The 22,719-nt window shown below is 46.7% G+C and carries 18 protein-coding genes; all 18 read right to left on the reverse strand.

Features of this window, described 5'->3' with window-relative positions:
* Window positions 1-15: 15 nt before the first annotated feature.
* On the reverse strand, window positions 16-966 hold the full coding sequence (locus tag OEV42_07835; protein ID MDH3974175.1) for a hypothetical protein: 951 nt from the start codon (window positions 964-966) through the stop codon (window positions 16-18).
* Between the two features lie 64 nt (window positions 967-1,030).
* Window positions 1,031-3,574, reverse strand: coding sequence for a hypothetical protein (locus OEV42_07840; protein MDH3974176.1), 2,544 nt, complete (start codon window positions 3,572-3,574; stop codon window positions 1,031-1,033).
* Window positions 3,575-3,638: 64 nt separating this feature from the next.
* Complete coding sequence (locus OEV42_07845; GenBank protein MDH3974177.1) at window positions 3,639-5,918, reverse strand: hypothetical protein; 2,280 nt, start codon at window positions 5,916-5,918, stop codon at window positions 3,639-3,641.
* Window positions 5,919-5,933: 15 nt separating this feature from the next.
* Window positions 5,934-6,458, reverse strand: a complete 525-nt coding sequence (locus OEV42_07850) for a hypothetical protein (protein ID MDH3974178.1) — start codon at window positions 6,456-6,458, stop codon at window positions 5,934-5,936.
* A gap of 26 nt (window positions 6,459-6,484) precedes the next feature.
* Window positions 6,485-8,821, reverse strand: a complete 2,337-nt coding sequence (locus OEV42_07855; protein ID MDH3974179.1) for a phage tail protein — start codon at window positions 8,819-8,821, stop codon at window positions 6,485-6,487.
* Between the two features lie 2 nt (window positions 8,822-8,823).
* Window positions 8,824-10,413, reverse strand: a complete 1,590-nt coding sequence (locus OEV42_07860) for a baseplate J/gp47 family protein (protein ID MDH3974180.1) — start codon at window positions 10,411-10,413, stop codon at window positions 8,824-8,826.
* Window positions 10,414-10,422: 9 nt separating this feature from the next.
* Window positions 10,423-10,788: a GPW/gp25 family protein gene (locus OEV42_07865; protein ID MDH3974181.1), complete on the reverse strand. Its 366-nt coding sequence runs from the start codon at window positions 10,786-10,788 to the stop codon at window positions 10,423-10,425.
* A 34-nt stretch (window positions 10,789-10,822) separates the two neighbouring features.
* Entirely contained in the window at window positions 10,823-11,302 is a 480-nt protein-coding gene (locus tag OEV42_07870; protein MDH3974182.1) for a hypothetical protein, read from the reverse strand.
* A 13-nt stretch (window positions 11,303-11,315) separates the two neighbouring features.
* Window positions 11,316-11,972 (reverse strand): phage baseplate assembly protein V, encoded by a 657-nt coding sequence (locus tag OEV42_07875; protein MDH3974183.1) that lies wholly within the window; start codon window positions 11,970-11,972, stop codon window positions 11,316-11,318.
* 6 nt (window positions 11,973-11,978) lie between these two features.
* Window positions 11,979-13,085: a contractile injection system protein, VgrG/Pvc8 family gene (locus OEV42_07880; GenBank protein ID MDH3974184.1), complete on the reverse strand. Its 1,107-nt coding sequence runs from the start codon at window positions 13,083-13,085 to the stop codon at window positions 11,979-11,981.
* A 3-nt stretch (window positions 13,086-13,088) separates the two neighbouring features.
* Window positions 13,089-13,886 carry a hypothetical protein gene (locus OEV42_07885; GenBank protein ID MDH3974185.1) on the reverse strand — a complete coding sequence of 266 codons (798 nt, stop codon included), beginning with the start codon at window positions 13,884-13,886 and terminating at the stop codon, window positions 13,089-13,091.
* Between the two features lie 5 nt (window positions 13,887-13,891).
* Entirely contained in the window at window positions 13,892-14,683 is a 792-nt protein-coding gene (locus OEV42_07890; GenBank protein MDH3974186.1) for a hypothetical protein, read from the reverse strand.
* 370 nt (window positions 14,684-15,053) lie between these two features.
* A complete protein-coding gene (locus OEV42_07895) occupies window positions 15,054-16,913 on the reverse strand; it encodes a DUF4157 domain-containing protein (protein ID MDH3974187.1) in 1,860 nt (619 codons plus the stop codon).
* Between the two features lie 95 nt (window positions 16,914-17,008).
* Window positions 17,009-19,234 carry an AAA family ATPase gene (locus OEV42_07900; GenBank protein MDH3974188.1) on the reverse strand — a complete coding sequence of 742 codons (2,226 nt, stop codon included), beginning with the start codon at window positions 19,232-19,234 and terminating at the stop codon, window positions 17,009-17,011.
* Window positions 19,231-20,067: a DUF4255 domain-containing protein gene (locus OEV42_07905; GenBank protein ID MDH3974189.1), complete on the reverse strand. Its 837-nt coding sequence runs from the start codon at window positions 20,065-20,067 to the stop codon at window positions 19,231-19,233. Before OEV42_07905 ends, OEV42_07900 begins: the two co-directional genes overlap by 4 nt.
* 13 nt (window positions 20,068-20,080) lie before the next feature.
* Window positions 20,081-21,307, reverse strand: a complete 1,227-nt coding sequence (locus OEV42_07910) for a hypothetical protein (GenBank protein ID MDH3974190.1) — start codon at window positions 21,305-21,307, stop codon at window positions 20,081-20,083.
* Window positions 21,294-22,199, reverse strand: coding sequence for a hypothetical protein (locus OEV42_07915; protein ID MDH3974191.1), 906 nt, complete (start codon window positions 22,197-22,199; stop codon window positions 21,294-21,296). Before OEV42_07915 ends, OEV42_07910 begins: the two co-directional genes overlap by 14 nt.
* 11 nt (window positions 22,200-22,210) lie before the next feature.
* Window positions 22,211-22,714 (reverse strand): phage tail protein, encoded by a 504-nt coding sequence (locus OEV42_07920; GenBank protein MDH3974192.1) that lies wholly within the window; start codon window positions 22,712-22,714, stop codon window positions 22,211-22,213.
* Window positions 22,715-22,719: the final 5 nt, after the last annotated feature.

The following is a 22,719-nucleotide window of genomic DNA, read 5'->3' on the forward strand; positions in this document are numbered from 1 at the left end:
ATAGCAAGATCCAGGTCAAAGGTTCATTATCTCTCCCAGCGTCATATCCTTTAGCCGTTCGTCATCGAGGGCGACCTGGAGGACCGAAAGTTCGTCCTGGAATATCTCCGCCTCTCTGGCCGAAACATCAGGTGAGGCAACAGCCCGGGAAATATCTTCAGGGGCAGAAGCAAGTATATCGCTTATGCTGCGGCCGCCCAGGGCGGCAAAGGGGGCCAGGGCGGCTTTCATCCCCATTACCATTCTTGCCTTTGCCCGAAACTCCCGGAGTTTTACCGTCGGAACAGCTGATTCGGGAACCAAAGGGTCAGCCAGCGCCATGTCTCCCATTGTATTTATCCCGTCACCTTTCAGGGCCGCTGCATATTCCTCCCCCACACCATCAATGTTAATCACAGGAAGGTCCGAACCCAGGCCGGTCAGTTCCTCTCTGGAAACGGCCCCGCCCCGGAAATTCAGTCTCAACCGGCGGACAAGCTTCATCCCCGGCGAAAGGTCGATACGGGGATGGGTAACATGGTTTATCATGATTCCGCTGTTAGCCCTCTCCGTTGCATTTCCTCCGAAAAGGCCGAACTCCCTGATTGTAAGAGGGCCGGAAGATGAAAGATCTTCATGGGCGATCTCAACAGTCGCCTCCAGCGTGCCCGTCGGCTTTTTTGCGGGCCTGCCGCGACCATCAAGATAGACTATCCCCTCTTCAGTAATAGCCTTTCGAAAAACCTCCCTCACTAACGCAACATCGGTCAGCAGCGGCACGGGACGTTTTGAGTCCCAACCTTCCTCCCCCCTGCCAAAGGCAAGGAAGAGCCCCCCCCGGGCCACGCTCTCCCCTTTCACCAGCATGGAAAGAAGGAGGCTGCAGCTGTCTACAACAAGGTTGGAGCGCCAGCGGCTATTTAAAAGTGCCTGGCCCTGACCATCTGCGACAACATCCCGATAATAACCTTTAATAAGTTGAGACATAGCTAAATTTATGTAAATAATTTATTTTTTCCTGTGGGTTTCATTATCTCAAAACGGCGGTATTCTATCGCCTGATATTCCCTTCCATATCGATACCTATGAACTCTGTTGCATGACTGTCATAGATGATGTAGCGCGCATGACCCCACGGGCGAGCCGCCGTTGAGATTACATTGCCATTATGAATAATGTCTTCCTGATAATAAGTGTAGATATGCAACCCTGTAAGTGCCAACCATGATTGGATCGAATGAGGTATGTGATATGTTGCATCTCCTCCGGGAATGGTACGAGTCGGTACTTCAGGTGCGGGGGTTTCGATAACTGAAAGATCATAAAGTCCTTCGATTACACTGTATGCACCATACATGGCATTTACAGCTAGGCTCAACTCCTTTGCCCCTTCTGGTACAATAATGGATTTATGTCTGCCAACTAAAAAACTTGTCTCGAAGCCATCAAAGGAACCTATGATCGCACCTGCATATTGATTGGGTGCATAATATCCTTCAGTTAATAAGTAACGATTGTTTGATTGTGCAATGGCTGTAATGTTGCCAATAGATAATTGTGTTCTATTAAAAAACAGCGGCGAACTAGCTTTTGTTTTCAGCCTTGCTGGACTAGGTGTTACTTGTTGAGTAAAGCCTGCCGCTGATGTCGGTGGCAGTGGACCATCCTTACCATCAATATCGACACCGCCAGTCGCAATTACCGTCACCACTGTATTTCGCTTGACAGGAATATCAATTTTATTGGGGCCGCCGTCAACCGCAGCTTTCAGCTTGTATTTTTTCGTGATGTAAGGCAATGGTTGACCAATAAATTTGAGTTTAAGCAATTTGCTATCACCTTTCTCAAGAGGTATTTCATACCACCCTTCTTTGCCTTCAACCTTCTTAATACCGACTTCATCTGCATTTTCCAATTCCCAGCGCGGCGAACCAATATCTGGCGCCATGTTGGGTTCCGTTTTGAAGCATGCAAGATAGAGCGCAATCAAAATAAGCAGAACACCCAGCACAGCAATAATCTTAGGCAATATGCCGGAAGTATTACTAAATTTGATATAAACAATGGCAATTATCAGAAGCACCACTCCAATTATCAAGAGTATCATTGCTATCGATGAAAACTTGCAATTGAGTCCGGATTGTTTGGCATTTACGGTCAAGCCGAAACTTGCTGTCGCCGTCTTAATAACAGGATGCTCATTATGCATAACAGTCTGCATATACACTTTTTTGATCTTGCCTGTTTTAAGGTTTGGTAGTGCATTTCCGTATAGCTTTAGTGTGTGCCGTGCCTCTGATGTAGTGAAATAATTTAAATTCCTGGATATATAATTAGAAGAAGTGCTAAGATCATCGTCAAGGTTAAAATTCTCCAAATAGGCGTGGGCACAAACAAACGTTGCATCTTCCCGGTTAAACTCGTCAGCCATAGCATCAAAATCAAACTGAAATGTTTCCGTATGCGTTTGATTATAGTTTATGGGGGTAGCAGTAACATCCTTGGTCTGGAAAGTATACTCTTCTAATAAGGGTCCACCAGCATGATACGGCATGAGCCCGAGTTTTACAGTGCCTGGATTAGAAATCGGGGCCGCTATTTCCTCAGGCCCGTCAAAATAATAAGTTAATCGAAAAGTATTTATCTCATTCTTCTTTACCAGTTCCGCTTCTGCTTCATAGTCTACATTATTAATCTGCCATGGTACTTCCGCCATTGAAAAATTCATGTCAAAACAAACATCTTCGAGTACTATGTTTACCAGATCGTTTGCTATTGGTGCGATGAGTGCGAGATTTGAATCCCATTGACTAATACTTGGTGTCACGCCTGTAGCATCACTATGCAGCCCGGCTGGCCAGACACGCACCTGACTTATAATTGTATCCGGCTCATTTGAACCTACTGATGCAAATACATAAGCACCTACAGCAAAATATGGATCAGCTGTATTTAGTTGAAAGGGAGGACCAGCATTAATTGGGATATCAAACTCAAGATTCCAGATTTTATCTTCTGGATCAGGCGCAGTATAATCATAAGCATAGCGCGCGGTTACACTAGCCGCTGCCGCCTCGTTAGGTTGCCAGTTATCACCGCTTCGCTCGTAATACTCAATTGTTTCGGCATTAACATTGCAGGCTTCATTACTTGTAAGAATAGTGTCATCATTTTTCATCCTTATGAGTAATGCAAAATCCTGGTTGTCCCAGGCACCACCACTGTTATTTGCATCGAAAAATAACAACACGGTATCAAACTGTGATATATCTTCATCTTCTGCCGTATCGATACCTATTCTAATCCTGTTCGGTCCAGTAAGTTGAGCAATATAGATATGCGACTCTATACTAGTGGCTACGGGATCAAATGCACCCGGACCAACAGAGGACCATATTGTGTCTGCCATACAAGTACCGGAAGCTCCAGGCGCAACAACACCATCCACAGTAGGCGGGGAGGAAAAATCCCTCACACAGAGGTTATCCGCCAGCACCACATCTGAAAACAGCAATGAGCAGAATACCATAGCTGCTACAAGCAGATCCTTTCTGACTTGACTCATGCATTTATTCAAACTTTGAGATACCTTCATTCTCTCCTCCTGATCCTAATATTATTATTGTCTTCAATTTCTTGTTTTTATCCCGTCAGTACGGCTATTCCACTGTAATAATAGAAATCACTGCTTCTCCTAAAATATTGCTGGTTCCACTTTCTGTAGCTGTTAAAGTAAAATCAAACGTAATCCCATTTCCTGCGGGGCGTATAAAATCAAATCCGAATTCAATATTATTTTCAGCTGGGATTGTTACGTTACTCAAACTAGACGGCGCTGGAGCAAATATTGTCCAGCCAGATGGTGCAGGTGTATAACTTACATTTACCTCAACAGGCGTCATCGTATTATTTGCAAATCTTATACTAAAGCTTGCAGCCCCTCCAGCCACAGCTGGTGGGAATTGATATACGCCATCAATGGAAACAAGATTGCTTGTTAACGGGAAAATCACGAATCCTTCTTCTGAAGGCGGCACGTTGTCCCCAATCGTCAATATTTTCTGGGTTGAATTACGTCCCAATCCCACTTCGTTTGAACGGGCATAGGCGCGAAGACTAAATGTTGTTGTAGCAGCATCAACATCTGGTGCAGTCACAGAAACAAGGAATTCAACTTCATCTTCACCAGGTCCCATTCTTATATCTAGCGGTATGCTGCTGTCTAGATTTCTCAATTCTGTTGACCATTGCGGATCGATAAATACTTCAACGTCGATTACATCTTCCGGTGTAACATTGCCGGATACTCGATAGCGCAAATCAAAATTACCATTACGCATCACTGTGGGTGTAAGCGAACCCAGATATATTATTTGTATAAATCCTGTTGAACGATCCAGTTCTTGCCCAAATTCGTAAATGATCCGCTGCTGAGTACGAACAGCTTCATAAAGGTTGCCTCTTGCCAATGCATCAGAAAGAGAGGTGAAGCTTCCTGGGGCAGGTCCTGAGACAAGTCCTCCTATCCTGTCAATCATTGTGGTAAAGGCTGACAAATAAATGGTGCCTTCACCCGGTTTGTTGAGTGGCAGTACCGATTCCTGCCAACGCTGTACAAATCGCTCTTCCGCCATTCGTAACTGTTCGAAGAGAGAAAGTGCTCCTTTAGTGCTTAAGCTATTGGCGTTCATCAGCGCGACTCCCTGCTCGGCGACAACAGCTATTGCGCTCAACGCATCAATACCCATCACTTCCGCAGCTAGATACTCACTGTCCGGCGCAATAAATTTTGTGGTCAGGTGAAAAATAAAGTCGCGCACCGTGTCCCTGGTATTGGATAACAATACATAGAATTTGTCTGTATCAACAAGCATGGTATTATCATGATCGCGAAACGCCACTTCGCGTAGGAAAGAAACCTCTGTTTCCCTTAAATCAGTAATACTTTCTCCATCTATGGCGTCAACACCGGTAGAGCGCTGCACCAATGCCAGTGGATAATAGGTATGCCCCGCAGGGCGGGCATTAAATAGCGCAAAGTAGTCATCCTCCAGCACAACGCGAACAACCCATTCCCGACGCAGACGAATTGTGGTTTCAATGCCAATATGGACATCAACCAGGTTTTCATCTTCTTTACTGTCGATTTCCCGGTCCCAAATATCCAGAAAAATCAGATAGGCATCACTCGAACCTGGAGTCGTCAATGGCGCAACAGGATCAACATCCCATTCAGCGGCAAGCTGGCTATTATCATACAAGGGCTGTTCGCTATACATTATGTCACTGTCGTTGACAACCATTTTACCTTCAATGAGGAGTTTGCCGGTATCACCCTTGTCATTCGCTCCCTTGATAATAAAGTCATTACCCGCCCCTGGACTGGCCGTTGCCGTCACCAGCGCCGTATTGATTACCGCGCTGACTTCTGCCGCTGTTGCAATGGAAATATCGGCAAAATCCCCGCCAGCAAATGTGATGCTCACAGGTGGAGCGCCATTTATTGATATTTCCAGTGAATCACCGTCTGATAGCGGGAATGGCTCACTTCGCATTCCCGTTAGTCTGGCTGGCGAAGAACCGGAACGTGTGACTGAAAAATTCTGTTCATTGAAGCCGAGTATGGTTGCAGCGGTAGAAGTGGCAAGATCAACAATGACCGATGACAAGCCATAAGCATCCATGATATCTGCTCTGATTACTATAGTGTTAACTCCTCCATTATCAAGCGGTACAATCCAGAAACCAATGCTGCCGACAGGCGCACCGTTGCCAATCACAGCTGAATTTGATATTTCAAGCTCATATCTTCTTATATCATCCATAGTGTTCCAGTCTGCGTCCAGGATCGGAACGCCCTGCTGCATACGAACCCCTACGTAATGCTTGGCAACGGAATCGGCCAACCTCGCTTTAGGGTCCCTCGAATAATCACCCATTCACTGCACCTCCTTTCAAAATATCAGGTTAATTGTCCTGTCCAACGTATCGGCATCCTCTTTGTGGATAACCGGATGGCGGACGTAGTCTATCATGTACTCTTCCGGCCCGAACATCCCGAAAAGGCCAAATTCCCGCAAGGGATAGCTTGTTTCCCCGCCGGCAATGGGCAAATCCCCCGGTCCGATAGTGACGGACACTTTCAGCCGATGCGTTGGACCCGGGACAGGACTGCCTGCAGCATCAAGAAACTCCATTTGGCCACCGCTTATCGGCATATCAACGGGACCGGGATCACTGAGATGCTCAATTGTTCTAACCGGTGGACCGGGTGGATCGCTGTCCCAGCTTTCTTGCCCTTTTCCAAGCTTCAACAGATGGATGCCACTTGATGACTCTCCTTTCATAAATGCGGCAAGCAGGTATCGGCATCGGTCAACAATGATATTGGAGCGCCAGCCGAAATCTGCAATTCCCCCCTTTGAACTGATCAATTGATCATGGTAGAGTCCCTTTGGCAATATTATATTTGATGACATCTATATCACTCCTCCTGATCAAGTTATTAAATAATGCCTTCTCCGGGACCCGGCAGGGCTTCTTCTGCCAGCGAAGTCAATACATCTTTATGAGACTCGCTGATAAACCTTGACTTATCCATTAAAGGCAAACCATAGGTGTAAACATATTCTGTATGCAGGTCTTGTCTGGGTATAAAAACCGCCCTGTCCGTTATAGGCATAAACCCGGCAAGGACTTTTTCAAGCCGATCAATGCCTGCTTTAATCTTGCCCTTGTCCATAGTGTCATTGTTCAGATAAAGACCGATGGTATCCCGCGAATACCAGTCAGTTTCCTTTTTCCCGGTATCATAGGTATAAGTCTGAAAGTCTTCAAACTTCCCTCGCAGGGCAATCTTCTCGGCATCCCGAATATGAACCGTTGTAGAACCGGCATAGCGAAAATCGACGGTTTTTGTCGCACCGTAAACATCGCTGGCATATGAAATACTTTCGTTGGAACGATAAATGAGAAACAGGGTATCATCAACAGATAATGGGAAGGGCGCCCGCCGGGAATATGGCGTGTCTGTTATCTCTTCCTCAGTCCCCCAGCTATTTGCCGCCACATCCAATGTACGCTGCCGGATGGACCAGCTGCCATTGCGATTAGAACTCCAGAAAAGCTCAATATCCCCGTCTGCATTGACGAAGACCGCCGGTTCTTTATCATGATATTGAGGCGGCAAAGCGGAAAGGGATTGCACTCCACTCCAACCGGTGTCATCAGGATTGGTATTTTCCTTGACCCGGTATACCAGAGTCCATCGTGTCTGGTCCGACTCTCCCGCAGCTTCCTGCCGTGCCCAGAATACCCAGAAACGCCTTGCAGGCCCCTCGGCCGGATGGAATAGAATAAAGGGCTCCCCTTCTACCCGTGGATCTTGACCTCCATCGAGGGGAAAAGAAATTTCCGCCCCCCAGGCGCTGCCGTCATAGCGGCTGTACTTCATCTCCCACAAGCTCCCTTGTCTCTCCAGCCAGTAGAGCCAAAACCCTCCTGTATCATCTTCTACGGCAAAAGGCTTTTTCCGGTTGATTCCATCATCACCAAAAGGCAGGGTATCGATAGGAGTCCACAAGCCGCCATTTCGGACGAGACCCTTCATACTCCAGGCGCTGTTACTTTCGTCATAGGATGACCAGAAAAGCCGAATGCCACTATCATAAACCAGGGCTGAGGGGTACTTGTTGATTCCCGTTCCCTTCGTCAGAAACCGCCCGGGAGTCCAGTCGTAAATACGTACCTGGCCAGCCTCTTTTTTGATGGTATATGTATGCTTTTCATCGCCATCAATGATAAGCCAGGTACTTGCCTGCTTTTTAATCCTGCTATTTTGGGAAAGCGAAAAACCTTCGTCCTTAAATGCCTTTATTAAAGCCGGCGAAATAGCGCCGCTATCGAGCTCATCTTCAAAGCCGGGATCGATAATGGACATGTATTTTTTATACCCTATATGCCAGTTGCCATTCCTGAGCGTATGATAGAAAAGCCAGATAACACCCTCTCCGTCATGAATTGCTGTCGGTCTGCCTTCGTATGCAAAATCGAGTGATAAAGGTTCAGCCGGCGCCGTCCATTCTCCGGCGCTGCTTCGTTGATGCAAGCAAATATTTAATCGCTCGGGCCTGTTGGAAAGAAAAACATTATGAACAAACTCTTTGGTACGGCTCTCCCATCCGCTCATACGTTTAACAGTAGCTTCAACAGTGGGGATAATGCCGATTCGCTTATATAAGGCAGGGGCATTTTTTATTTCATTGCGCTGAGTTTCAATCTCCAGGTTGTAGTCCGTTTTCCAGCCGATCCATTGCGCCAGAAGCGGTAAAAGTGATCCATCCAGTTTATCAAGGTTATGCAAGTCAAGACCTGCACGGGCAAAACTATGGAATTGATCAAGGTGGTTTCCGGCAATATCGAGTAAGCGGCGCAACTGCCCTTTTTGCCGGTCCTCTTCCGATACTTCATCGGGATCAGGTAAAACCGTATCGTAGCGGTGATAGATTGGAGGGAGAAGATCATACATCTGTCCCGCTATATTAAAAGGTGAAGTGGCCATGGCAGATACCCGGTTTTGGCGATCAAACTGATATTCCGCCGGGTCGCCCTTATAGGGAAAGAGCGTATAGTAATAAACCGTTTCACCCTTAAGGTTTTTGTCTGCGGCAAAACTCAGCCCCTCATCTTCCGCGACCAGAACGCCATCATCGGGTGAAGCAGGGTGCCTGCCTTCACGTCGCACGACACGCACACCGCGTACTTCAGAGTCGCTAATATCCCATATCAGGTCTATGCAGTTGCCGCCGGGATGCGGCATTGCGGTAATATTTTCCAGCAGCATATCTAAAGGCCTCCCTCCAGGCTGACAATATAGATGCCATTGGCATAGTTTTGATCATCGTCAGGGTCATCGGCTATCCGGGGGATTTCGTTAACGCCTAACGCAATTATTCCGTCTTTTTCAATTTCATTTATTTCTTCATAATTGCGCGTAAACTGTTTAATCGTCACATACTCGACGCCGTCTATTTTCTCTATGGCTTCATAAAACTTGCTCAGATAAACGCTGATCCCAAAGTCTACTTTATTAAAGGACAGGAGACCGCTTACGGCCCGGCAAACCTTCTCTTTTATCTGCTCTTTTGAATAATAGCCCTCAACACCGACTTCAGCGCTGATGTAAATCTTCACATAATCAGCGTCTTTAACCTCGATGAGGGTAGATAATGGGCGCTTGTCCTCAAAATAAGCCAGGAGGTTGGCCCTGAGAATATCACTGGCAGTTCCTCCTCCTTCGGGCGCAACAAAGAGACTGACAGTGTTCCAATTGGCTTTCTCGGCACGCACTTTCCCCACACCGTTAAAGTTAAGGGCCAGGTTCTTATAATCATCTGCCGTCACCGAACGCTTTAAAGAACGGAAGACATTGGGGGAATGCATTACAGCGTGATCAATGCCTTCGCGCTCAGCGCCCCCTGAAGCAGAATTGGGGTTTGTGACCTTAACACCTAAAAGTGACAATTGAGGCGCATCAATAATCGTCTCTATGCTATTTTTTGGTACATTCCCCTTTAAGCCGCCACCTACCCGGTAAGTAGCCTCAATGACAGCACCCTTTGGCGGGATGGCCCCGAAGCCGCCATCTCCGAAAATAAGCGTTACCCTGTCTTCCTCGTCAATTTCAATAACAAAGTCCTTCTGCCCTTCCCGGCTGAAAGCCAGACTATCGAGCAGTGTCCACTTATCCGGAGTCTCACCAAGCCTGGTGATGAGAATAATGTCCTCATTAATCCCCTGCCCCAAAGATCTGAGAATCAAACCTGAATGCGCCAGGGGAAACCTTTGATTTGGTGTACCGTCAGAAATACCAAGTATCTCATCTTTCACCAATCGTCCCTCTTCGACAGGAACGCCTTCCGTACCGAGAAGATCATCTTCTTTAAAATATTTTTTATTGCTTACGGGATCAACGGCAAGGGAGCCGCAATCAATAACAAGCGGATCTTCACGATTATATTCAAAACGTACACTCGCTTTATCCTTCTGGCTTTTTGTGGCAAATGAATCACCACGGCGAATAGTAACCACTTCATCGCAGGAAGCAGGGAAGGCTAATTGAAGCGCTGTGGAGGCAGGAGAAGCCGTCGACAGCCGGTAACCGATCAACCTCAGATGGTCGATTATGCTCCGGCGGGTTGTGGCTGTCGTGAGGAAACTTTCATTGGCAACACGGTCCTGATAATAGCTGAGAATATCCCCCATATGAGCAAAGAGCTCAAGCAGGACGTTACCAAAGTCAGCCTCTGACTCGTAATCTTTCCACTCGGGAAGTTTATTGGGAACCATGTCCCGTAAAGACTTAAGGATGCTGTCATAGTCGCGGGCCATGTAATCAACCCTGTTTTGCCCGTTTATTTTTTTAATTTCAGCCATTTTTTCCCCTTACCTGAAATGTATTCGAACCGCCTGTTTTGAAAGGTCTTCCCGCTTGGTATAAGCAATCTCAATTGTAATGGTTTCTTCCCCGGACTTTACATCAATCCCGTCCAGGAGAATAATATCTCCAAGCCATCTGCTCAGGGCCTGACCCACTGTAAATTCCGTTGCAGCGCCGAGCACTGAATCATTTGGCTCGAATACCAGGTTAAAAAGCCCGCAGCCAAATTCAGGCTGATTTACACGCTCGCCGGGAGCCGTAAAAAGCACCTGGGTAATTTTCCCGCGAATAGCTTCATCACCGCCGGTGGCATTGATGCGGCCTGCTTCGTTGATCGAAAATGGGAATCCGAATGTGGTAATTTCTGTCATTTACTCACCTATTCACTGTTTAGAACCTGAATCATTACTCTGAACAGGATACGAAATCCTGATTTTCTGCTGTTACTGTTGAATTTTCCGTACTACCCTTTCCGTCACATGTATCTATGCTATCGCTATCCAGTAAGGTGGCATCACCACCTACTTTCACAAAACTGCTGCCTGAACCAGAACTGGGAGTACCTGTTCCGATTGGCGTGTCATCAATAGAAGCTACAAGTGCTGGCGTAACAGTTGTTGGATTTACTTGAGTAATGTTTTGAGCAGATATAGGTAGATGCTCTCCCGGATCCAAACTACTTTTACTTGTAACAAGCACCACTGCTTTGCCATCGATGCTCACAAAATCACTTAGGTCATCCGTCATAGAACCTTTATAATCAAAATCAGCTATGCCAGTGAAAGAGCCCACTGAATTTGTTGCTGAATCTGGGCCAGTGCCACTAACATTATGTTTATCCGTTCCTTCCACCTTATCCCCTTCCACAACTATAAGTGTTCCCATATTTTACTCACTCTTAAGATGCCTTGGTAAAGTCCACTGTATCTGCCTTGATCTCCACTGCCTGCCCTGAAGCATCTATGGTAAATGCGACTTTCGAAGTAATATTAAAGGCATCTTCCTTCATTTCAATACAATTATCTGTTGAATCAGTTATTTTAATTCCATCTTTATTCATCGTAATCACGTTATGTTTCGACTCATCGATATTCTGAATAATGGTCACCATCTCATCGCCATCGGCATCTTCAAACTGGATCGTATGCCCCTTTTTCGTTTTAATGATCTTTCTCGTTGGTGGATCCTGAACGCTGTCCTGCTCCGCTCCGTCAGCATCATTGGGCTTCGGCAATTCACTTTCTCCATCAGGCTTGCTCCAGAATGTTCCAACCCAGATAGGAAATTCCAGGTCCCCTTCTTCAAACTCCACCCACAGACCGGCGTCAACCTCGGGGATGCAAAGAAAACCCTGGCCTGCGTCGCCGCCGTATGGAGTGCAGGGCATGGCCCAGCCGGTAACGACATCGTTGCCCAACACACTGGGAACTTTCACTTTAAGTCTGCCCAACTGTTCCGGATCGGCATTATCTACAACAAAGCCGCGATATTTGCCGTAAAACCGGCGCTCCACCTTTTGAACTAAATTGGCGACAACCTTTTCTATACTATCCATAGTTCTCTAAAAAAGTCCTGAAGAGGCTGAAAACTCCTCCGAGCCTGTGGGCATGATTGCATTCCTTTTCACTTTAAAAGACTGCGTGTATCCCTCTGAGGTAAAACAATGCGTCACATGGGCAACGTAATAGACACCGCTATGCGTCTCTCCCGCACCTTTGATAGTTACCGTGCCTCTCGGCCTCAGAACGTGTTCATAATAATTACCGGCAATTTCCCCTTCGGCGGTGACAAACCACTCTCCCTTGTGGTAAAGTCCCTGGCAGAGGGCGCTCATCTCGGCATTCCCGGTGGCATTGTTCATACCGATGTAAACCTGTCCGGGGTTCATCCCGGCTGCAAGCAGGCCTGAAGCATCGGTGTCGCCCAGGGCCGTTTGTTGACTGCTCTCGGCTGAAGCATCGAGCGTCTCCTTGTTTGCCCGGTCAACCTGGAACATGGCCACATTTACAGGTGTGAGGGCATTCAGATCAATAGAAAAACTGTTAACATTTGTCTCTCCTCCGAAGAGAACTGCCAAAACAGGCTGAGGATCGGCATCCACCTGGGGTGAGCTAAAAAAACCCGTCGAACCTTCCACATAACATTCGAAACCGTTTCTCAGGGCAAGCCGCCTGAGAAACTGCATATCTGTCTCCCGCTGGATAATGGTAGAAATCGCCTCGTCATGGATTACCTCCGTGTCTTCCACCTGGGGCGAAAAACCATAGGCATTAAATATCTCGGAAGCAATGTCACTATCTTTTTTATTGGGCCAGTCTTTCAACTTCTCCTCACGATCCATCAATACACTTCCATCCATCCCCCATACTTCCAAAGTACACTGAGAAGGATCAGGAGCAAAAACCGGTTTGACATGAGTAATGTACCCTGAAATAATCTCATCAGCGCCACTCTCAAAACCCGCGGTAACTGTTACCTGCTTCCAAACCATAAATCTCTCATCATCCAGGTAGGTCCAGGTTCCATCGGTTTGTTGCATGATAGCGATTTGCATTCTGAAAAAGCTTGCCATCTCTTCATCCAGTTCCACCTCCAGGCTGCTCAAGTCCTGGTAAAGATCACTTACCTCTTCGCCCTCGATTTCTATTGTGAAGTTTTCATGTTCCATTTTTTAAACCACTATATTCCGTGGAATAACAATCTTCTTCCCGATTCTGCCGACATTCTCCGGCTCTCCGACACTAAAGCCGAGAGTGGCTATCCCGCCGGCAATAGTTTCAACGGTCATATTCATTACGTTGTGTATAACTTTTACTGCCCATGTGTAATGAGTTATGCTCTCATAAACATTAAGCAAGGCCTCTTCAAGCTTAAATGTGTAAACCTGCTTGCTGCTCCGGTCCGTAATCCGCCAGGTCTTATCATCAACATAGGAAAACCTGCCTCCCGCTGAAAAGGTAATGCCATTTACCTGAAGCGCATGAGTAAGGTCAGGGGCAAGTTCCTGCGTCCTTATACCTGTATTCAAGTCTGCTTTCAGGCCTGCATCGATATCGAAAAGAATAGCGCCGTCAACTATTTGTTCATCCGGCAAAGGACTCAAATGTGTGCCCATAACAACAGACTCGATACCGACTTCTTTAGATAAGGCATCCAATATGTTAAACCAAAGCGGCAAAGGGCCAACCCATTCGACGGGGTAGAGGTTTGTCTCCATCAATCCCTTTCCCAACAGCGCCTGAGGTGACATAAACTCGGCGTTGGCATCACAAATCCGCCACCACTTTCTTGGCTGCTTGTAATACTTATAGGCCAGGTGGTCGAGCCGGTCCCCTTCCTCCACGGTATGCAGGAAATCACCGGAGACCTCAGGCAACAGCCGCAGGGTTCTGGACTCTAATGAGCGGCCGCCGGCATCGGTTGTCACTGTATCCGGCAATTTTCGATATCTCGATTTTTTTGAAAACATATTTTCTACCCCGGTATCACTACATCGGCAATGTCTGTAATATTAGCCAGATTAAGTACTGACATGACCTCTTTCATGGCTTTTGAATAGGTGTAAGGTATGTTCTTGCCTTCAATAACGGTTAGGCTGACCGATGCAGTAGCCCTTATGGGATTCAGGTCAGTGCTGAACTCCGTTTCCGTTATATTCAAGCTATTTATATTTACAGGCAGCACCTTTTTACGCCCCCAGATAAAGAGGATCATGGGAGGTTTAGCAGCGCCTGTAAAACTGAACCCGCCGGGAGATCCAAGTAAGGAATCGAGGGCCGCGCCAAGCAGGCTTTCACTTTTAGGATGCACCATCAATTCAAGTGTAGAGAGTTGAGGCGCAATACCAAACTGTTCCGTTATAATGTCTCCTTCGTTTAACTTGTCCGTGGCATCGAGACGGATTTCAAAGCTAATGGATTCTTCCTGGACAGTAACCTGTTGTTGGTCCCGAATAGCGATAAGATCATCTATATTATTGCCATCTGCATCCTTGAAGTCCCTGTGATGAAATTCACGCAAAGAAGTCTGGCCTGAGGCCATGCTTCGCTGTATTGCCTGCAATATTGCATTCCCTCCTCCACCTTCCGCAGATCCGGAAGGCGGCGGTGATGGCGCTGCTCTCGGAATATTGAAATTAAGACTGCGGTTACGGCTTAGTTCCACCGGATTAAATTGGAACACAACGAAAAGCGGTGGAATACTTAACCCATATTCCACAAAAGCGCCGCGTAAAATTTTGGGTTTGTTTTTAAATCCTCCCGGCATTATTTTCTCCTGGTTACCTTTGACTTCTAATTGTTTTGGCTTTCTATTTTTTAAATCACTTGTTAATTATCAAGAGATGATGTTTCCTTTTAGCAGGGAAGAAAAGGATCTTTCAGGATTAATGACGATATAAAGTAAAGTAATCCTTCTGCCGCTCTCTCCCGACTAAAAAAGTTTAATAAGTCTATCTCTCATTTAGCAACATGCCCTTTGGGGAACCTTTTTGCATTCCCGGACAGCCTCTGCAGGCCCAAGCCTTTTATCCCTGAAGGATTACTTTCTTCATCTCCCCTTTTTCGATACAAGGTTTGCTAAAACTATCCATGAATATTTCTCAATTTATGCCGCCAATATTTACACTCACTATAGACTAAGGCGTTTCTACATCTCTGGATTCAGAATAGGGCCCGCGCGGGCTCCCCAATGCAGGCACAACTGAATTGATTTCAGTATATTCATTCCATAAGCCCCCGACATAATCACAAATATCAGGTGGTGAGCCGGGATTATGCCAGAGGTCTTGATAAAACTGAAATCCCCTGCGGTTAGCCTGTAAATCGGCCCGTGATAACACTCCCGTCGTGGACGCGCCATAGACACCTTCATGATAATAGAAGGGTATAAAAGAGTGACCATGTATCCAGCGCTCATCCTCCGTAGTAAGCGTATTATTGAAGCCTTCCAGCCACCGGCCAAATTGCATAACAAATGCCGAAGCTGCAAGTTCCACAATTGCTGCCGGGGTAACTTCAAAACGCCCCAAGCCGAAAGGTTCCTCTTCTCTTTCAAAATCAATGGGGAGATCGGGCAGAGGGATCGGCGGTCCTGCAATGCGCCGGTAAAAGGCACGCTGTTCATCCTCCGGCATAGCCTGGATTCTCGCCTCTACACTGCGGTACAGGCGATAATATTCATAGCCTTGCTGAAAAAAATGACCCACCTTATCCGTGCCTACACAAGTCCCGCAGAGATTGATGACGGGTGCAACAAAAATTTTACCGGCAGCCCACAATGCAGATCGCGTAAAAGGATCTACAGGCCACATCAATGTGCCGGCATAACGTGATCTGCTGTAATCGATATGATTTACATGGGTCGAAGGCAATGAACCCAAGCGACGCTCTACTGCACTTATAGACCCGCCTGACGCTAATTCCTGGTACACAGCATTTACCATATGAATTCCATCTCTGCGTGATCGCACCCTCGCAGCGCCTATCCAGCTGTTAATCGTCGATGCGCTATCTTGTAACGGGGTACCGTCCGTCGGGAAACAATGCTGAGGATTATCATCAGTCTCTGCGCGTTGAATCCGCTCACTTCCTTCTGATTGCTGCAGCGTATGTGTTAACTCATGAGCAAGTAATTTTCTGCCTGCCGACGTACCCGGTGCGTACTCGCCGGCGCCAAAGGCGACATGATGCCCAAAGGTAAGAGCGCGAGCACTAATTGATTTTGCTGCATTAGCTGCCCCTTTATTGTTATGTATACGTACCCTGGAAAAATCCGCCCCAAAGCGAGGCTCAAAAAAGGAACGCTCAGACTCAGACAGAGGCTTTCCTGAACCCCTTCTCAAGTGGTTTATATTCCTTTGCGCGTCCCCGGCAACTCCCCGAGTCCGGCCGGTTGCCTCTTTAGGCTGGAGGACATCTCCCTTTTCTTTAAGCTGTCTCTGAACTAATGTGGCAGTCCCGCCAAAAACCGGCCTGCCTTGAATTTGTTCTCCTTCTTTATTTTCATTGTATGATGAGCATGCTTTGCGTTGTATCCGTGACTCGGGCATCCGCATAACCTGCTCTGCCACTCTGTCCGCTTCCTGCTCATAAACATCATTAGCGGGACCAATTTTTAGTTTCCTTTGTATTCCTTTAAATTCCTCGCCACCGGAACAAGCTGAGCAGGAACCGCCGCATGAACATTTTCTCTGGATCTTCGGCCCACTGCCCCTTGTAACTGTTTGCAAATTCCCGGCAACGGATTGCATGTAACTGTTGCCCAGGTTCCGCTGAGAGAAAGTCGTTGCACAAGCTTTTTGCATGTTAATCCCCTCATCTCCGGCATTATTTACACCCAAAACCGGTGCAGCGGTCATAGAGTGAATTCCCGTCATTTCATGACAGGAGTTATAAGCTCCACGCGAGTTGTGGCTGACGCCGGAGGCATTATTGTGATTTTTCAGATATTTTATGTTGCCCTTATGCTTCTTTTCTTTTTTTATTCCTGTCATCATAGCCCCCTCCCTCATCCTGCTTTAGAGAGCGCATTACAGATATCTGAAAACTGAATTACCATCCCGTCAACAGTCCTGTTTTTTCTGTCTCAAACCTAATTAGGCTTATAAGCATTTTGATCACACCAAAGCTTTCCAATCTTTTCAAACTCTCTCTTCAAACCGTACATGATATGGTCCATGTTGATTACCCCGCCGTTTTCCGCTGCCAGAAAGGCTGAGTTAAGGACGACGTTTTTAATGTTCCCGCCGGCAATCTGGAACTGTTTTGATAAAAACTCGTAATCTATGCCATCACTTAAGGGCGCTTCTTCCGGAAAATGCGTCTCCCATATCAGCTGCCGGCTTGACGCATCGGGGAAAGGAAACTCCAGGATAAACCTGATACGCCTCGTAAAGGCATCATCCATATTTTCGCGAAGATTACTGGCAAGGATGACGATGCCCTCATATTCCTCCATCTTCTGCAAGAGGTAGCTCGTCTCAATATTGGCATACCTGTCATGAGCGTCGGATACTTCCGTGCGTTTACCAAAAAGCGCGTCCGCTTCATCAAAAAATAGAATGGCATTGCTCGTCTCTGCCTCAAAAAATATCTTCTCCAGGTTTTTTTCCGTCTCTCCAATATATTTACTGACCACACTTGAGAGATCGACTTTGTAGAGATCCAATTTCAGGTCACGGGCAATGACCTCAGCGGCCATTGTCTTGCCCGTGCCCGAAGGACCGGAAAAAAGGACGCTCAACCCTTTCCCGTATGAAAGCTTTTTCTCAAATCCCCATTCACCAAATACGCAGTATCGATGTTTAATCTGGCTGCATATCTCTTTCAGTTGTTCAATCTTGTCATGAGGAAGCACAATGTCATCCCAACCACTATGAGGTTCGATTTTTTTAGCCACTTCTCCCAGTTTTTGATTGGATTGACTGCGGCAAGCGGCATAAAGGTCAGAGAGTGTGATTCCCGCCTCACTGTTACTCATGGAATACCGATTAGCTGCGAACTCCGCTGCATCCCGTATCTGTCCCTGCGTCAGACGAAACTGGCTGCCCAGTTGTCGGGCAAACTTGAGGCCGTCATTTACGGGGAGATTTTGCAACGCTTCTTTCCACATCAATTCACGTGCAGGCACATCCGTAACGGGGAGTTTTACATCATGAAAGACCGCCTCTTTAAATATCCCTTTTGGGTTCCAGGGCTTCTCACCGGACATTAAAAGCAGCCATCCGTACTCTTCAATCATTCTCTCCATTTTTTTTAAAAAGACTTTTGCCTTACCTTCTTCTTTTAGCAAGGCATCCATATTTTTTATATAAAGGGCCGCCTGGAGAAGCAGGCATTCGCGTAATGTCAATCTCAGGACAGATTCTGCTTCCACGGTATGATTCAGGATTAACTCTGCGTCCAGGCATAAAAGGGGACAACCAAGATTTCCGCAGACTGTCAGCGCAAGCTCCTCTTTTCCAACGCCGTAAGGACCATGAAGATAGATGATCATCTTTTTTCTTTTGATATTTTGCCCTGAAAAATGGCCTTTTGTTAAGTTATGCAGTTTTGTCTTTACTTCACTATTGATATAAGAAAACGCTGTTGACCGCCCGGGAAATGATAATTTCACTAAACTGCTTAATTGCCCGTTTATGCTGTTATCCCCCAATAAATAGTTCAGAATCCGCGCATCGAGCTTTAAAAAAGACGCCAGATCACTGGAGCCGGAAGGACTCTGGGGATCATCGCATTTATGTAAAATCTCCGATTTGAATAAAAGCGCGCTCTCTGAAAAATAAGCGCGTGCCTTCCACCGGTCTGCCTCAGTTTTGCAAAGCAGGTCCAACACCAGGTCAATACTCGGTTTTTTTCTCGTAATATCATCCTGCAAATAGGCATAGAGTTTGTCATATTTACGCTGCAGTTCCGGGGCCAGACAAATGATGATTGTCTGAATTTCAAAAGATGACAATGCAAAAAAGTGCCCCAATTGAGGCAGCGTGAGAAAAAGTCCCTCTTCCCTGCTTTTGGCCACCCTGTCGCTTATCTCGCATTGAAGAAGCGCAATCTGATCATCTATCTTTTGGAGTTCAGAATGACCGCCTTCAAAAGCGCCGCTTTGATTGAGCATCCAGTCCACTTCCTGGGGAGAGATATACATCTGCCTGTCACCACAGGCCTCCTGCATAGCTTGTAAATCAAGCCGAAGCGCCCCTACCCGGCGTTTAATCATAAGATCCAGCTTACGCAGTTCATCCGACAAATGATCACTCATGTTTTCATAAGCCCCATGTTCTATCTTTTTGGCGCCCCCTTTTTTAATACTCATCATGTAACCTCGAAAAAAAAGGTTTTCCTGCTCAGATGCGATATATCTATTCGCACCTCGTAAAAACCGGGTAATAAATCAGCGGGAATAGTCACTTCGAAAGAATCACTGCCAAGATCTTCACCATCCACTATCGTTCTGTTCATAATCGACACATAAGCTTTCCAGCCGGACAAATTTTTGCCCCGACACGTAATGATTGAACCGGCAGGCCCTTGAGCGGGCGCTATCTTTTCCACTTCCGGCGGCTGGTAAGGCAATCCAACAGCAGGCACACCAATTTGTCTTGCACGTGTGGCCATTGCACGCTCGCTTTCGGACAGCATATCAAGCTGGACGACAGAAACTTCATATGCCACTGAAAGGCGAAATGGCACTGAAAAGGTACCCCATACGTTACTCAACTCTTCCAGATCGAGGGAATTAAGCATTATTTTGACCTGCTCCCTGGCGCCTTTTAATCCATCGGCAAGATAATCCTCATGAATAACGGGATTTTCGTAGAAGACACGCATGGCATCACCCAAAATTTCATGGGCCGTTGAACTTCCTGTTTGCTGGTCACTTTTTGCATAGGCCGTCATCAGGTAAAAGAGATTAAGTGACAAGGGAGGAGGAACCAGCCGCGTTGTGTCATCTCGCTTTACCTGCCAATCCATATTTTTTAACGTTTGATTTTCCTGCACTTTGTACAAAAAAAGGTTGATTCTTTTTTCCTTTCCCTTTTCATCGGGAGCAAGGATCGTCACATCAGGCGTTGATGTGACTACCATCTTTCCGGAAAGCAGGTTTCTAAGGGATTCACTAACCATCCCTATTGCTGTTGATGCGCTCATCTCTTTTTAATCCTCATCGTAGCGTCATTCGATTAAAGCGGCCCAGGTAACTCCTTTCCCAAAAAGCGCGAGGCGCCCTGCTCCTTCCCGATGGCTGCCTGACAACGACAACCTGCTCAACCACCTGACGGGACGGAACCCTTTCACTTTCATATTGCTCTCTTTCCTTATCAGCCGTTGCCTGCCTTGAGGAAACCTTGTATGCCAGATCATGTGCAGCATGGCGAAGCCGGTCAATTTTTTCAGTAGAATTTCCGCCTGAACCAACAAGCCTGTCCATCCCGGCATATTGAGAAGACCGGGGTTTTACCTTTCTGCTCAAGCCGTCATTTTCCCCTTTCACTTCAGTTGGTAAATGGCCCATTTGCTGCGCTAAATTTTGCCTGCTTGTCTTTCCTGCAATATTTCGGATTGCAATCGGACTTTCTCCATAGCTATTTTCTTTTACTCTTGCCCATTGTTTTTTTGTATCTATTTCCCCGGTTGCCCCTTCTTTTTGCAGCTTCTTTTGCATCAAGGAAGACGTTGGCCGGGCAGATGCTATTTTTTCTTTATCTTCTTCTCCAAAGACATTTTTATCAGAACCGGTTTTTACTTTCTCCAGGGGGGGAGGCGCCTCATTGCGCCTCTTCACATTTTTTTCTGATAGAATCGGCGCTTTTTCAAAAGGCTTTATTTGAGAAAAAGCTTGCCCCTTTTCTGAAAAGCCCGGAACATCGATATTAGTTCCCTCAAGAACGGCGCCTGCCTTTCCGGACTTTTTATCAGCATTGACAAAAGCCTCTTCCCGATCTGCCTCCGGAACATCATTGCGCTGCAAGATCTTATTCTTTTTATAACTTTTACGTTGACTGCCTTTATTCACACTTGAATCAGAGGGCCTTGTCTCAGGAAAGGCGGAATCACTGCCATTCTTTTTTTTTAACGGCCCGGGCAGATTAACTCTCTCCTGAAATCCGGCTATTGAGTCTTTGAATTCGGCTGCATTCTCATTAGAAAGCGCCCAATGCATTCCTTCCGCCATTTGATAAGGCGCAGAACAAAGATCATCTCTAAATGGATGATTCATATAGGTAAAGGCCGGAGGAATCGAAGTCGCTCTTAAAGCAGGGTTAACGCCGCTGCTGTCGGGAATGCCAAGTAAAGACCGTACACGCCCCCTGTAAAGAAAAGGCCTGGCGCCGTCGAGCAGGGCCGTTCTAAAATAGTTATTTGAAATTTGTCCTTTATCCGACTGCATTATTCAACCTCTCCATTTCATCAGCCAGTATCTCGATATATCCGCGCCGTTTAGCTCTTGGCATTTCCAAAATTTCACCTTCACTCCAATGATAATGGTAAGCGAGATAATGGACTTCACGATAAAGAAGGTCGCGGCTTGTCCTCAACTCGCCAAAAAAGAATTCCTGCAGATCAAACGGCGCGTCAAAATCGCGGCCGCATTCGGGGCAATTTGCCTCCATCTTTAATTCAACCCCGGGCGCAACTTCTTCCATCCGCTTTTCAATCTCCATTCTTTCCCGGGGAGAGAGCTTTTCCACCAAATCATCTCCCGGCCCCTCTACGGCGCCGATACTGCTGATACAACGTTTCAGCAATTCCGTTAAGGCTTTGCCCTCATTTTCGTAAAGGTAGGGGGAAACCTCCTCCTGATCTCCGCCATTGGGGAGACGAAACGTAATCTCCCTGCATCCATCCTCATTGTCTCCTGCAAAATCAGCCGCCCGAGAAAGGGTCATCTTGTAAAGCGGGCCCTTGTCACGAGACTCCCGGAAAGGAATGTCAGCTGTTGAAAAGTCAATGTCAACCTTTTTACCGCAATCAGGCCAGGGGCAGCGGATGGTAGCCTGGACCCTGTCTCCAAAAGTCGCCTCCCTTAACTTAAGCATGATATATTGTCTATCCGCTATAAGCAGGTCTCGCGCTACTTCAGGCGGCACGGGACTGATCTTGCCGATACGGCTCACACAACGGCTGATGATGGTGGAAACAAGCCTTGCGCTGATCATCTCTTTATTATCGGCAAGGAGTTCCTCCTCCCTGCCGCTTAAGTGACACAACGCTATCTCTCGATGGACCAAACCGCTATCGTCAATATATCCACCCGGTAAAATAAACCTTCTTTTATCCATGGGACCTTTGGCTATGACTCAGTCGGCTCGGTCACGGCAGCATCACGATCCCACCCTTCATTTTCCAGTTTGATCGTCTGGATCATTACAGCATTCCCGCTGGCATCAAGCTCAGGGAGGGCTTGATATTCTGAAACCCAGCAGCGATAAACGTTATAAGACAAAACCTTGCTTCCCTGCAGGTTAAAGACATCAATGGTAATGTCTTTACGAAAGTCTTTTAAAGACATGCCGGGATCGCCATCAGCAAAGTTATTGACCTTATTTGCCCACTCTTCAAAAGTTGTGTCATGAGTGACCCCTGCTTCCAGGGTTATGCCCTCAAAGGATGTCTTTCCCGGAAGCTTGCGGCTGGTGCTCGGATCACCGCCTTCCCGCCAGTCGGTGCTTTCCGTCGTCTTTTTTAAAGCGCTGCATTTGCTCAACCCCGCCACATATTGCCCGTCCCATTTGATTTTAAACTTGAAATTTCGATAGGGATCGAACCTGTAAGTATTTACACTAAATTGTGTCATATCAA

It is taken from the genome of Deltaproteobacteria bacterium (assembly GCA_029860075.1).
GTDB lineage: Bacteria > Desulfobacterota > JADFVX01 > JADFVX01 > JADFVX01 > JAOUBX01.

What these genes read in the sequence shown, in the direction of transcription:
- OEV42_07835 (MDH3974175.1), bottom strand. Translation starts at nt 966, where the DNA reads ATGTCTCAACTTATTAAAGGTTATTATCGGGATGTTGTCGCAGATGGT.
- OEV42_07840 (MDH3974176.1), bottom strand. Translation starts at nt 3,574, where the DNA reads ATGAAGGTATCTCAAAGTTTGAATAAATGCATGAGTCAAGTCAGAAAG.
- OEV42_07845 (MDH3974177.1), bottom strand. Translation starts at nt 5,918, where the DNA reads ATGGGTGATTATTCGAGGGACCCTAAAGCGAGGTTGGCCGATTCCGTT.
- OEV42_07850 (MDH3974178.1), bottom strand. Translation starts at nt 6,458, where the DNA reads ATGTCATCAAATATAATATTGCCAAAGGGACTCTACCATGATCAATTG.
- OEV42_07855 (MDH3974179.1), bottom strand. Translation starts at nt 8,821, where the DNA reads ATGCTGCTGGAAAATATTACCGCAATGCCGCATCCCGGCGGCAACTGC.
- OEV42_07860 (MDH3974180.1), bottom strand. Translation starts at nt 10,413, where the DNA reads ATGGCTGAAATTAAAAAAATAAACGGGCAAAACAGGGTTGATTACATG.
- OEV42_07865 (MDH3974181.1), bottom strand. Translation starts at nt 10,788, where the DNA reads ATGACAGAAATTACCACATTCGGATTCCCATTTTCGATCAACGAAGCA.
- OEV42_07870 (MDH3974182.1), bottom strand. Translation starts at nt 11,302, where the DNA reads ATGGGAACACTTATAGTTGTGGAAGGGGATAAGGTGGAAGGAACGGAT.
- OEV42_07875 (MDH3974183.1), bottom strand. Translation starts at nt 11,972, where the DNA reads ATGGATAGTATAGAAAAGGTTGTCGCCAATTTAGTTCAAAAGGTGGAG.
- OEV42_07880 (MDH3974184.1), bottom strand. Translation starts at nt 13,085, where the DNA reads ATGGAACATGAAAACTTCACAATAGAAATCGAGGGCGAAGAGGTAAGT.
- OEV42_07885 (MDH3974185.1), bottom strand. Translation starts at nt 13,886, where the DNA reads ATGTTTTCAAAAAAATCGAGATATCGAAAATTGCCGGATACAGTGACA.
- OEV42_07890 (MDH3974186.1), bottom strand. Translation starts at nt 14,683, where the DNA reads ATGCCGGGAGGATTTAAAAACAAACCCAAAATTTTACGCGGCGCTTTT.
- OEV42_07895 (MDH3974187.1), bottom strand. Translation starts at nt 16,913, where the DNA reads ATGATGACAGGAATAAAAAAAGAAAAGAAGCATAAGGGCAACATAAAA.
- OEV42_07900 (MDH3974188.1), bottom strand. Translation starts at nt 19,234, where the DNA reads ATGATGAGTATTAAAAAAGGGGGCGCCAAAAAGATAGAACATGGGGCT.
- OEV42_07905 (MDH3974189.1), bottom strand. Translation starts at nt 20,067, where the DNA reads ATGAGCGCATCAACAGCAATAGGGATGGTTAGTGAATCCCTTAGAAAC.
- OEV42_07910 (MDH3974190.1), bottom strand. Translation starts at nt 21,307, where the DNA reads ATGCAGTCGGATAAAGGACAAATTTCAAATAACTATTTTAGAACGGCC.
- OEV42_07915 (MDH3974191.1), bottom strand. Translation starts at nt 22,199, where the DNA reads ATGGATAAAAGAAGGTTTATTTTACCGGGTGGATATATTGACGATAGC.
- OEV42_07920 (MDH3974192.1), bottom strand. Translation starts at nt 22,714, where the DNA reads ATGACACAATTTAGTGTAAATACTTACAGGTTCGATCCCTATCGAAAT.